The sequence below is a fragment of the Winogradskyella pacifica genome (assembly GCF_003386275.1).
GTDB classification, from domain to species: Bacteria; Bacteroidota; Bacteroidia; order Flavobacteriales; family Flavobacteriaceae; genus Winogradskyella; species Winogradskyella pacifica.
On record NZ_QREI01000001.1, the window covers coordinates 470,235 to 483,887 of the forward strand.

Genomic DNA, 13,653 nt, shown 5'->3' on the forward strand with positions numbered 1-13,653 from the left:
ATATACTTTAAACAACTGATTTACAGATTTATAAATCTATTTTCTATTGATAACTAAAGACCAAAAAGATAATTTATTCTCACTTGTAAAGTCCTTAACAAAATCCGAAAAACGGCAATTTAAACTTTACGTAGGGAGACTTGGGGTAAATTCAGATTCTAAATTCTTGAATTTATTCAATCTTTTGGACAAAGCTAAAACTTACAATGAAGCTTCTATTATAAAAAGTGGCATTGTAAAAAAACAACAACTTGCCAATGTAAAGGCGCACTTATACAAACAAATTTTAATTAGTCTTAAGCTCAATCCATCCCATCAAAATGTGCGTTCACAAATTAGAGAACAACTCGATTTTGCTTCCATTTTGTATCATAAAGGCCTATATAAGCAAAGCTTAAAAATTTTAGATAAAGCCAAAGAGTTGGCGATTATTAACGAAGAAAAAAATTCAGCTTTCGAGATTGTTGAGCTCGAAAAAGTAATTGAGTCACAATATATTACACGAAGCATTAGCACCAGAGCAGATGAATTGGCTGTACAAGCCAAGGAACTGAGTTCTCTTAATGTTATTGCCAGTAAACTCTCCAATTTATCACTTCAACTTTATAGTACTATTCTAAAAACAGGCTATATAAGAAATGAAAAAGAAGCCAACATGGTTATTGATTATTTTAATAATCATGTTCCAAAAGTTGACATTGAAAAATTAGGATTTAGAGAAAAATTATGGCTTTATAAAGCTAATTTATGGCAAAGCTTTTTGCTTCAAGATTTTTTAAATTGTTACAAATACGCTTCAAAATGGGTGGATTTATTTTATCAAAACCCAAGCATGATTAACCTGAACCCTGTATTCTTTTTAAAAGGCAACAACTACCTTTTAGAAGCGCTTGTTTTCATCGGCAACAAACAAAAATTCTTAGAAAAGTTTTCAGAATTTGAAGCTACTGTTCAAAAATCTAATTTTCCACAAGATGAAAATGTGGCGACTTTAGTTTTTCTCTACACCAATTTCCACAGTATTAATCAACACTTTATTGACGGGAGTTTTGAGGAAGGTTTAGATTTAATTCCTAAAATTGAAAAAGCACTAATTCCATTTAGCAATAGAATAGATCCGCATCACAAAATGATATTTTATTACAAGTTTGCGAGTTTACAATTTGGAGCTGGCAACAATAAAGCTTGTATAAAATATTTAGATAAAATCATCTCTAACAAAACACTTTCGATGCGTGAAGATTTACTCTGTTTCTCAAGAGTTTTAAATCTTGTAGCCCATTATGAAGCTGGTTTAGATTATCATTTAGAAACTCTTTTACGAAGCACGTACAAGTTTTTAATTAAGATGAATGACCTGCATGAGGTACAAAAAGAGATGATAAAATTCATTAGAGGACTTCAGGATATTTATCCACACGATCTTAAAAATGCGTTCATAGAATTACACAAAACGCTGAAGACTTTTGAAGATCATCCGTACGAACGACGTGCGTTTTTATATCTCGATATTATTTCTTGGCTAGAGAGTAAAATTCAGAACAAACCTGTGAGCGAAATTATTCAAACTAAGTATTTAGCAAAGAAAAGTTCATAATTCTACGAATTTCACAAAAAACTCATAAAATTGACAAATTATTTGGATTTGTAGTTTTTGTATTGCAATATTTGTGCTCACAAAGTTCAAACACTTACTGAAATGTTATCAAGAAAGGCGGAGGGAATGACCCTATGAAGCCTTAGCAACCCTTAGATTTACTAAGAAGGTGCTAAATTCTACTTAATTATTTGATTCATTAATCGAAAAATTGGATAGATAACTCAAGACTAATTACTCATCTGTAATTAGCATTTTCTTTTTAATATTTTTCTATTAAGTACGCTTCTTCCTTCGACTACGCTCAAGGAACAAAAGAGGCTTATTTGGCTTTTGGTTTAATCATTTATTAACTCAAAAACTTAGAAAAATGAGTACACAAAAATTCGCAACACAAGCGTTGCACGCAGGTCACGACACCAATCTAACTTCAGGAACAAGAGCTGTTCCTATTTACCAAACATCATCGTATGTTTTTAAAGATTCAGATGAAGCCGCTGGACGATTTAATCTTTCTGTTCCCGGGTACATTTACACACGTTTAAACAATCCAACAAACGATATTTTAGAGCAGCGATTAGCAGCACTAGAAGGTGGAATTGCAGCGGTTGCAACAGCTTCTGGAACCTCAGCAATTGCAACAACCTTACTAACACTTTTAAGAGCAGGAGACCATATTGTTGCATCGAGCAGTTTGTATGGAGGCACCTACAATTTATTGAGCGTTACCTTACCAAGACACGGCATTACGACGACATTTGTTGATGGGTCTAACCCGGAAGAATTTGAAAAAGCAGCACAAGAAAACACCAGAGCCTTTTTTGTAGAATCTTTAGGGAATCCGAAATTAGATGTTTTAGATCTTGAAGCGATTTCAAAAGGAGCTAAAGCGCACAAAGTGCCCTTAATTGTAGATAATACAGTAGCCACACCTTATTTATTAAATCCGATAGAATACGGTGCAAACATCGTTATTCATTCGTTAACTAAATATATCACCGGAAATGGAACTTCATTAGGAGGCATCATTATCGATGCTGGTACTTTTGACTGGACTAACGGAAAATTTCCAGAGTTCACAGAACCTTCTGCAGGTTACCATGGTTTAGTCTATAGCGAAGCCATAGGAGCAGCAGCATTTATAGCAAAAATTAGAATTGAAGGTTTACGAGATTATGGTGGAGCGCTGAGTCCGTTTAACGCGTTTCAAATTATTCAAGGTTTAGAAACTTTAGAATTACGTATTCTAAAACATAGTAAAAATGCCCTTGAATTAGCCACATGGTTAGAATCTCAACCTGAAGTTAAATGGGTGAATTACCCAGGATTAAAATCTAGCAAGTATAATGCGTTAGCTAAAAAGTATTTACCAAAAGGCCAAAGTGGCGTCGTCACTTTTGGAGTGGATGGTGGTTACGAAGCTGCAAAAACCATTGCTGATACGACCAAATTATTCTCATTGTTAGCCAATATTGGAGACACAAAATCGCTTATCATTCATCCTGCAAGTACAACGCATCAACAATTAAGTGATGACGCGCAAGAAACCACAGGTGTTACTAAAGATTTAATTCGTTTGTCTGTAGGTATTGAAAATATAGAAGATTTAAAAGACGATTTAAAAGAGGCTTTTGCTGTTGTTAAACAGAAAAAAGCCCTTCAAAATTAAATTTAAGTTGTGACGTAGAACGGATGTTTTTTATTATAAAGGCATCTGTTTTATAATATTCAATACTAAAAAGACAAAAACATGAGTGATTTAAAATTCTCCGTTGTAGGAGACAGTGCTTCTGCAACCCAATTTATAGGAAAAACAAGACAATTTACTTTAGTTGTAGATGAACCAGAAGCTTTAGGAGGCACCGATGAAGATGCCAATCCCGTAGAATACATTTTAGCAGGCTTTGCTGGTTGTGCCAATGTTGTTGGACATCTTGTCGCAAAGGAATTAGGTTTCACAATTAAAAATTTAAAGATTGAAGTGACGGGCGAATTAAATCCTGATCGGTTTCTAGGGACATCTACCAAAGAACGCGCAGGCTTTAAAACCATTAATCTCAATCTTATTCCAGAGACTGACGCTAGTATCGAAGTCTTAACACAATGGCTTCAGATTGTTGAAGAACGTTGTCCTGTAAAAGATAATTTACAGAATAAAACACCTTTAAAAATTTCCGTAGAAAAAGAATATACAGCTATATAAAAATTTGCCATGGCACATTTACACTACACAACCCTAACTAATTATGTTACTGAAAGCGGTAAGACAATAACCCCTAAATTGTCTTACCAAACTTTTGGTAAAGCATTACATACTGCACCCATAATTTTAGTCAACCACGCCCTTACCGGAAACTCAAATGTAGTTGGAGAAGACGGTTGGTGGAATGATATTATTGGCGACGACAAATGTATTGACACTAATGATTATACGATTTTAGCGTTTAACATTCTTGGCAATGGCTACGATAATATTGCAGAAAACTGCATTAAAAATTACAAAGACTTTACAGCAAGAGATATTGCAAAACTGTTTGCTTTAGCTATAGAGCAATTAGAAATTGAAAATTTATTTGCCGTAATTGGCGGCTCTGTTGGTGGTGGAATTGCATGGGAATTAGCAGCACTAAAACCACGCTTAATTCAGCATTTGATTCCTATTGCGACCGACTGGAAATCCACGGATTGGGTCATTGCGAATTGCCATATTCAAGATGCGATATTGAATAACTCGTCACAACCTTTAGTCGATGCTAGAATGCACGCCATGACCTTGTATCGTACACCAGAATCGTTGACTCAAAAATTTGAACGCACTAGGAAAAACGATACCCTTTACAACATTGAATCTTGGTTGAGTTACCATGGCACAGCTCTAGACAATCGTTTTCAGGTTGCTGCTTATAAACTGATGAATCAGATTTTGCGTACTATAGATATTACGAGAAATAGAACTGATTTTTTAGAAGTCGCTTCAAAAATTGAAAGTGATATTCATATCATCACCATTAATTCTGATTTGTTTTTTAAAGCGGATGAAAACTGGAATACTTATGTGGACTTAAAAGCAGTGAAAGACAACGTGCATATTCATGAAATTAAATCCGTGCATGGCCATGATGCTTTTTTAATAGAATTTGATCAATTAGCACGTTTTTTGAAGCCTATTTTTAAGGTGGAAGCCAAAGTTTGTGAAAATCGTAAGAAGTGTGTGGCTTAAATTCCAAACCCACTTGAAGTATTATTTTTCCATTGTATAAATAATTTACATAAATTATTTTAGTCATTTTTAAAACGTTAGCAATTTGCTCTAACGTGACTTTGCTCGCAAAATATCGAAATAAATGGTTAGTTTAAACCTATTATTTCAGTACAAAAAAACCATTGAATTTCCTTCTATTCTTCCCAATCAAAAAATATTTCCAAATTATTATTTCTTCATAAATTAAGGTCTCGATTACGAGACTATAAGAATTCCAATCTATCTCGTATATTTATGACGCTAATAGACTCATAATTAATATTGAAAGAGAGAATAAAGGCTCCCTACCTTCTGTTTTATTAATTTATGAATCTGCAAATAACCTTTAGAAATCTTATATGAATAACTTCAAGACTCTAGTCATAATTCTCTGTTTAGGATTATTATCCGTTCAATCCCTTTCAAATTCTGATAAATTAAATGCCATTATTGTAAAATATGAAGCCCAAAGAGATTATGAATTTAAACCTAATGAATCTGTTGAAAATACCATTAAATATCATAATGCTGAAGCTGATTTCGCAGAGCGTTTAAAGAAAGAACTAGCACAAATTTCAGAGGAGGGATTGTCTGAATCCGAAAAAATTTCAAAAGAATTATTAGCCTTCGTCTTACAAGATAAAATTGACACAAACACATATAAAACTTATTTAAACACAATTACAAATGAGTATGCTTTTCATTTGGAATTAAGTCGAATGGGAAACACAACCTTCGACACAAAAGAACAGGCAAACAACTATTTAAAACGTCTTGATGATCTACCAAAATGGGTTGATTATAATATCGACATCATGAGATCCGCCATAAAAGAGGGCATGGGACAACCAATGGCTGTTTTTAATAATTATGAAGATACCTATGACAAGCACATCGTTTCAGACGTTACTACAAGTCAATTTTACAAACCATTTCTTAATTTACCAGAATCTTTTCCGACAACATTAAGAGATTCCATCATTACAGTTGCAAAAACGAGTGTTCAAAAAAACGCCATTGATCAGTATAAAAAAATCAAACACTTTTTTGAAGATGACTACTTTCCAAATACCAGAAAAGAATTGGGTGTTTCAAGCATTCCGAATGGTGAAGCGTTTTATCAAAATAGAATTAATTATTTCACGACGAGTAATGAATATACAGCGGATGACATTCACAAAATTGGACTAACTGAAGTTGCAAGAATTAAAGCAGAAATGCAACAGATTATTGCTGATTTAGGATTTGAGGGCAGTTTTGCAGATTTCATAGAATTTCTTAGAACTGACGAACAATTTCGCCCGAAAACAGCAAAGGAACTAATGATGTTTGCCAGAGATATTGCAAAGCGCATCGATGCAGAATTACCAAAGTTCTTTAAAACATTACCTAGAAACACCTATGGAGTTGTTCCTGTTCCAGAAGAGATTGCACCAAATTATACAGCAGGACGATATTCACATTCTTATAACGACGAAACAGCTGGGTTTTATTGGGTAAACACCTATAATTTATCGAGCAGAACCCTATACACAATTCCGGCTTTAACAGCGCACGAAGCTGTTCCTGGGCATCATTTACAAATCTCACTGAATAATGAATTACCCAAAACAATTCCTCGTTTTAGAAGGAACTTATATTTATCGGCTTATGGCGAAGGCTGGGGATTATATTCAGAATATTTAGTTGATGAAATGAATATTTACACGACTCCTTATGAGAAATTTGGTCAGTTAACTTACGAAATGTGGAGAGCGTGCCGACTAGTGGTAGACACAGGTGTACATGCCAAAGGTTGGACAAGACAGCAAATGATTGATTATATGTCTGAAAACACAGCTTTATCCATACACGAAGTCACTACCGAAACCGACCGTTACATTTCTTGGCCAGGACAAGCGATTTCCTATAAAATTGGAGAACTTAAAATAAGAGCGTTACGACAAAAAGCAGAAACTGAATTAGGTGCAAAATTTAATATTCGCGACTTTCATGAAATTATTTTAGAACAAGGCACAGTCACTTTGTCAATTCTTGAAAGACGCGTGAACACTTACATTGAAAACGTAAAGCAATAAAAAAAGCAATGATCCGAAAACAATATTACCGACAACACCTCTTAGGTTCTTATAAAAAACCTCCATTTTCAATGTCCTAATCAATTAAAAATGAACAAGTCTTATATAGATATTCACTGTCACCCTTCCTTAAAACCTTACGGGAAGAGTTTTAAATATCAACCACAAAAACAAAACCGTCTTAATACTGGTAGAAAAAATTCTATTTGGCATTATAGTCCTCCGAATTTTCTTGAAAGACACGTAAACTTATTACTTACCCTCACAAAATTCACACAAACCGACCTTACAGCTTTAGCGAAAACAGATTGTAATATTGTTATTATTTCTTTATACCCTTTTGAAAAACACTTTTTAAAAGATAGGATGTTAGGTTTTAAATTTATTCCAGATTTATTAGTCAATTTAGCAGCAGGAGTAAGTCAAAAACGGATCGATAATTTAAGGAACCATTCTAGTTATTTTCAAGATTTAAATGATGAGTACAACTATTATATGCAATTGCATAATATGGCTCAAATTATAGATGACGTTACATTTACATACCGACTTGTGAGCAGCTATTCTGAAATCACCAACAATATAAAAACCTCAACAGCTAAAAGAAAAATCATTAGTCTTGTACCAAGTATTGAAGGAGCTCACGCTTTTGAAACTGGCTTAGACAAGGACAAAGACACCGCAGATGAAGCCACTGTTTTACAACATATAGAAACTGTAAAAAAGTGGGACCACAAACCATTCTTTGTTACGTTGGCCCATCACTTTTATAATGAAATTTGTGGTCACGCGAGAAGTATTAGCATAGGCTTAATTGAAAAAGAACAAAATAGAGGCCTTAACACAGACATTACAGAATTAGGATTTAAGGTTATTGATAAACTTTTAGATAACTCTGACAACAAACGCATACTCATCGATGTAAAACACATGAGTACCGCCGCTCGAAAAACGTACTATAAATTATTAGAAACCAAATACATTAATGAGAATATTCCAATTATTGTAAGTCATGGAGCCCTAAATGGCAAACGCTCCATTGAAGAATGGAAAATATCTGACTCAAAACTCAGCGAGAATTTTAGTGATGTTGACATTAACTTTTATGATTCGGAAATTGTACGTATTGCAAAATCTAAAGGGCTTTTTGGATTGCAATTAGACGAACGCCGCATTGGCAGCAAAAAAGCAATTAGAAGCTCGCGCGTTTATTGGCCAAATACGAAGAGACGTTATGAGAATAAATCTCAATTAATATGGAACCAAATTCAACGTATAGGCGAAATTCTAGACGAAAACGGATTATTTTGCTGGGAAACTGTTGCAATTGGCTCTGATTTTGATGGCATCATAAACCCAATCAAAGGACTTTGGACTGCCGAAAACATAAAAGACATAAAACCTTATCTTATCAAAAACGCTGAAAATTATCTTAAATCTAATGCTTCAAAATTACAAACACAGAATCAAATTTCAGCAGAAGAAATTATTGACCGATTACTATTTATTAATGCTGATGCCTTTTTAAAACGAAACTTCAATTAATCAACTTTTAATTTTAGTTAAAAATTAATGTGAGAGCGTTAATATTATTAGCATTAAAGACAATAGTTATACTTTTACACGTATATATTTGACTATTGAATAAGATCGAAAACACAGAGCCTCAAGCACCAAAAAAACGACAATATCGTTGGTTTCGCAGAACCTTACGCGTACTGCTAGGCATTCTTGTGTTCTTTTTTCTAGTCGTTCTTTTTGTTCGTAGCCCTTGGGGACAAGGTATTATTGTGGATAAAGCGGTCAGTTACGTCTCTGATAAAACCGGAACTAAAGTCTCCATAGAAAAACTTTTTATTACGTTTGATGGTGATATACAACTCGATGGTCTCTATCTCGAAGATAAAAAAGGAGATACTCTAGTTTATTCAAAATCATTGGAGGCTAACATGCCACTAATTAAAATCATAAGAGGTAATGGTATCGGGGTCGATGCTTTAGATTGGGATGGTTTGCGCGCTAACGTGATTAGAAAAGATAGTATTGAAGGTTATAACTTTCAATTTCTAATTGATGCTTTTGCTTCAACGGATACGACAACCGTTGCAACAAACACCACTTCCACTCCACTTAATCTAGTTTTAGGCAACTTAAATTTCAACAATTTCGATATTGTTTTTGATGATGCGGTTGCAGGCATCGATTCTAGATTTAGAATTGGCAAGTTGAAGGCTAATATGAATACTACCAATATTGAAGACATGATTTTTGATGCTTCAACGATTGAACTTAACGATGCCAATATTAAGTTTATTCAAAAACCAGTAGCGATTGACACCACAACTTCAGAGACTCCTTTACCAAAATTATCTTTTGAAACTATTGCATTAAACAATGTGGTTGCTTATTACGAATCGCAACCCGATCGTTTGATTGCAGATGTTGACATTTCGGAATTCTCAACAGAATCACCACTCATAAATTTAGCGGCTAGTGATTTCAATCTTAAAAAAATCACGCTTAAAAATTCTAAAATCAGCTTAACCACAGACGCTGAAATTAATGGCTTAACACAAAAAATTGAAGACGTTACAAACGAAGTCAATACGGACATCACGTCATTTGAATGGCCGCAACTAAAAATTAATATTGCTGCTATTGATTTTGAAAACAATCACATAAATTATAGTGTGGGTAACGCAAAACCTACAAAGGATATTTTCAACCCGAATGCGATCGCACTTTCAAATTTTACGCTTCAAGCGAAAGACATTTCTTTAAAGGATCAAGAAGCGACACTAGACTTAGAACAACTAAATTTTAATGAATATTCAGGGTTAAACCTTAATCAATTGGCTGTTAATTTTAACGCAACAGATCAAAATATGCGTTTGGATGATTTAAAATTCAAATTAAATAACAATTCAATTTCAGGCTATGCACATTTAGAGTATCAGTCACTTTCAAAATTAATAGAAACGCCTGAAACCACTAAAGTCAACTTAAATCTCCCATCGTTTCAGTTATCATTGACAGAGATTTTCAAATTTCAACCTGATTTAAAAAATAACGAATACCTCAATAAATTAAGCAAAAAACTAGTTTTAGGAAATCTAAATGCTTCCGGAACTTTAGCATCGATTAATTTAAATAAAGCAGAACTGAATTGGGGAAGTTCAACAAAAATTTCTACTAAAGGAACGCTTCAAAACGTCACCAATCCTGAGATACTTCAATTTAATATTCCACAGTTTTCAGCAGTTACAAAACGATCTGATTTAATTCAGTTTGTAAATGAGGAAGACTTAGGAATTAGCTTTCCAATTGATGTGAAATTTGTCGCACAATTTAAAGGAAACCTTGAAGACATTTCAACTAAAGCAAAACTCACCACCTCACAAGGCCAGGCATCAGTAGATGGTAATTTTAAAAATACCGATAACATTTCTTATGACGCGCTGTTAACTATTGAAGAATACAAGGTGAACGAATTACTTAACAATCCTCAACTTGGTGCTTTAAGTCTTACGTTAAAATCTAAAGGATCTGGCAGCACTATCAATACCTTAAATGCGGATTTAGAGGCTACTATTTCGGAATTTCAGCTTAATAACTATGCTATAAAAGATCTTAATATTAATGGTGACATAAAAGACGGATCCGGAACTATTAATTCAAAATACAAAGACGACAACCTAAATGCTAATCTAGAGGCCTTTGTTGTTTTAGACTCAATTTCTCCTGAAGCCAATGTAACATTAGATGTTATTGGCGCGAATTTACAAGCACTTGGTTTAATGAATCGCAATGTTAAAACAGCTATGCACTTAACTGCCGATTTTAAAGGTAATGGAGAACGTTACGATGCTAGTGCAACACTAGACAAAGGTGTTGTGGTTTATGACAATCGAAGTTATTTAATAGGAGATCTAAATGCAGTCGCACATGTAGAAAAAGACACGACTTCGGTTACGATAAAAAATAAAATTATAGATCTCGATTTGCAATCAAATACAGATCCACAAACCTTTAGTAAGGCTTTAAAAAGACATGTGCTTAGCTATTTCTATAGAGAAACGGATAGGCCTGATTCTATTTCTGATTTTGTGAATTTAAATCTTAAAGGTAAAATTGCACAATCACCTTTACTTAACGATGTCTTTTTAGTTAACGCAAGAGATTTAGACACTATAAATATTGCTGTAGATTTCAATGAAAGAAGGCGTAAACTAAAAGCAAATATTACGGCGCCACATATTAATTATAGTGGTAACACATTAGATAGTCTTGCATTTTCAATAGATACAGATAAAGAGAATTTTAATTTTAATCTTGGCTTTAATAATGTGAATGCTGGTCCTTTAGATATTCCGAAAACCATCATAAAAGGAAAACAATCTGACCATGAATTATCACTAGACTTTTTAGGCTATCATGACGGTGAGAAATTAATGAATGTAAATACTAAACTCACAGGAGATCGTGAACGTTTAGTTTTTACTGTAAGTCCGGATAGTTTAATTCTGAATAAAGAAAAATGGACTATTCCTCAAAGTAATGAGATGGTTCTAACCGACAAAAATCTTGAGTTTAACGACTTCAAAATCACAAAGAACAATCAGTCCATAGAGCTTACTGATAAGTTAAATAACATCTCAAAAAAACATATTGCTATAGCTTTTGAAAATTTTGATATCAATGAAGTATTCAACTATTTAAACCCTACAACAGAATTAGCAAGCGGCAAATTAAATGGTGATTTTATTCTCGAAGATCCTTTTGAAAACACAGGAATCATTGCCGATTTAAACATTGAAGAATTCAACGCCCTTAAAACAGATTTAGGTACATTAAGTATTAACGGTAAGTCGCTTGGAGCAGGCAGTTATGCGTTTAATGCAGGATTAAAAGGTGGTGATATTGATTTTGATCTCGTTGGCGATTATACGGTTACCAACACCGTTGCTAATTTAGATCTCGATTTTGATATCAATGAATTTAAAATGAAAGCACTCAACACGCTTTCTTTGGGAGAAATCAAAGAAACAGATGGTAGTTTTTCTGGTAATTTTAAAGTTACAGGCACCACTTCAGATCCGCAATACGACGGTTCTTTAACATTCAATAATGCAAGTTTTAATATTGCCAAGCTCAACTCAAAATTTAGTATGGCTAATGAAAAACTGAACATTAACAATGCAGGACTTTCAATGACTGACTTCACCATTCGCGATGAAAATAATAATGCACTAGTACTTTCAGGGAATGTTGGCACTAAAAACTTTATTAATCCTACATTCGATTTAAGTGTTAAGGCCACAAATTTTCAGGTATTAAATGCTACAAAAGAAGATAATGAAGAATTTTACGGCAACGTTAGTTTCGATGCTAGCGCTAAATTAACTGGCGATTTACAAATTCCTAAACTAGACGCCAAATTAACCTTAGGCTCCGATACAGATTTAACGTATGTAATGCCGTCTTCTGTTGCGAGTATTGAAGAACGTGATGGTGTGGTGATTTTTGTAAATCGTGAAAATCCTGATGCGATTCTAACCCAAACAGAAGAACAAACTGCAACGATTAAAGGTTTCGATATTTCTGCATTACTCAAAATTGGCAAAAATGCAGCTGTTACTATTATCATAGATGAAGAAACTGGCGACAATTTTAAAGCCTCAGGAGAAGGGGATTTTGTCTTTACGATGAATCCAAACGGTCGTATTACACTCACAGGTGCATATGAAATTCTAGATGGCCATTACGAGCTAAATTTATATAACTTAGTCAATAGAAAGTTCTTAATTGCAAGCGGAAGTCGCGTAACGTGGTCTGGAGATCCATTGGATGCCAAATTAGACGTGCGTGCGATTTACAATTTAGAAACCTCTGCTTCTGGATTAATGGCATCACAAATTTCTGGATCAGACCCTTCAGTAAAAAGTAAATACAAGCAAGTTTTACCATTTAATGTGTATCTTAATATTGATGGAGAGTTGTTACAGCCTAAGATTTCCTTTGGTTTAGATATGCCAGAAGAAGACCAAGGTGCCATTGGCGGACAGGTTTACGGTAGAGTTCAACAAGTTAACCAGCAAGAAGGAGAACTTAATCGCCAGGTATTTTCACTTTTAGTGCTAAATCGTTTTTATCCAGATGCCGGCAGCGATGGTAGTGATGGTGGTTTTGCGACCATTGCAAGAGACAATTTAAACGATGCTGTTTCGGATCAGCTGAACGCGTTTTCAGATAAATTATTAGGGAAATCTGGTATTGAGCTCGACTTTGGACTTAACAGCTATACCGACTATCAAGGAGATGCTCCCACAGACCGAACGCAATTAGATATTGCCGCTCAGAAAAAACTATTTAACGATCGTTTAACCGTTAGAGTTGGTAGCGAAGTCGATATTCAAGGCAGTAGCAGTACAGGTGAAGAAACGCCAATAATTGGTAACGTAAGTTTAGAATATACGCTTACAGAAGATGGCAGGTATCGCTTAAAAGGTTTTAGAAAAAGTGAATTTGAAAATGTTATAGACGGACAAACCATCGTCAGTGGTATCGGCTTAATTTTTACACAAGAATTTAACCAATTTAGCGAACTTTGGGATGCGATATTACGTTCCAAAAAAGAGGAAGATGAAACGAATGACGCAAAAAAAGAAGCGGCAAAGAAGGAACTTGAAGCTAAAGCAGAAACCACAGAAAAAAGCTTAGAACAGAAAAAGAATTGA

Annotated in this window: 7 protein-coding genes and 1 riboswitch; all 7 genes read left to right on the forward strand. The window is 34.1% G+C overall.

Annotation, left to right across the window (positions count from 1 at the left end):
- Window positions 1-49 precede the first annotated feature (49 nt).
- On the forward strand, window positions 50-1,597 hold the full coding sequence (locus DFQ09_RS02040; RefSeq protein ID WP_115808399.1) for a hypothetical protein: 1,548 nt from the start codon (window positions 50-52) through the stop codon (window positions 1,595-1,597).
- A 102-nt stretch (window positions 1,598-1,699) separates the two neighbouring features.
- Window positions 1,700-1,823: riboswitch (SAM riboswitch) on the forward strand.
- A 144-nt stretch (window positions 1,824-1,967) separates the two neighbouring features.
- Window positions 1,968-3,266, forward strand: coding sequence for an O-acetylhomoserine aminocarboxypropyltransferase/cysteine synthase family protein (locus tag DFQ09_RS02045; RefSeq protein ID WP_115807922.1), 1,299 nt, complete (start codon window positions 1,968-1,970; stop codon window positions 3,264-3,266).
- Window positions 3,267-3,347: 81 nt separating this feature from the next.
- On the forward strand, window positions 3,348-3,800 hold the full coding sequence (locus DFQ09_RS02050) for an OsmC family protein (RefSeq protein ID WP_115807923.1): 453 nt from the start codon (window positions 3,348-3,350) through the stop codon (window positions 3,798-3,800).
- A 9-nt stretch (window positions 3,801-3,809) separates the two neighbouring features.
- Window positions 3,810-4,817 (forward strand): alpha/beta fold hydrolase, encoded by a 1,008-nt coding sequence (locus DFQ09_RS02055; protein ID WP_115807924.1) that lies wholly within the window; start codon window positions 3,810-3,812, stop codon window positions 4,815-4,817.
- A 380-nt stretch (window positions 4,818-5,197) separates the two neighbouring features.
- Window positions 5,198-6,916: a DUF885 domain-containing protein gene (locus DFQ09_RS02060; RefSeq protein WP_115807925.1), complete on the forward strand. Its 1,719-nt coding sequence runs from the start codon at window positions 5,198-5,200 to the stop codon at window positions 6,914-6,916.
- A gap of 90 nt (window positions 6,917-7,006) precedes the next feature.
- A complete protein-coding gene (locus DFQ09_RS02065; protein WP_115807926.1) occupies window positions 7,007-8,461 on the forward strand; it encodes a membrane dipeptidase in 1,455 nt (484 codons plus the stop codon).
- Between the two features lie 95 nt (window positions 8,462-8,556).
- Entirely contained in the window at window positions 8,557-13,653 is a 5,097-nt protein-coding gene (locus DFQ09_RS02070; RefSeq protein ID WP_115807927.1) for a translocation/assembly module TamB domain-containing protein, read from the forward strand.

What these genes read in the sequence shown, in the direction of transcription:
- DFQ09_RS02065 (WP_115807926.1), top strand. Translation starts at nt 7,007, where the DNA reads ATGAACAAGTCTTATATAGATATTCACTGTCACCCTTCCTTAAAACCT.
- DFQ09_RS02055 (WP_115807924.1), top strand. Translation starts at nt 3,810, where the DNA reads ATGGCACATTTACACTACACAACCCTAACTAATTATGTTACTGAAAGC.
- DFQ09_RS02050 (WP_115807923.1), top strand. Translation starts at nt 3,348, where the DNA reads ATGAGTGATTTAAAATTCTCCGTTGTAGGAGACAGTGCTTCTGCAACC.
- DFQ09_RS02045 (WP_115807922.1), top strand. Translation starts at nt 1,968, where the DNA reads ATGAGTACACAAAAATTCGCAACACAAGCGTTGCACGCAGGTCACGAC.
- DFQ09_RS02060 (WP_115807925.1), top strand. Translation starts at nt 5,198, where the DNA reads ATGAATAACTTCAAGACTCTAGTCATAATTCTCTGTTTAGGATTATTA.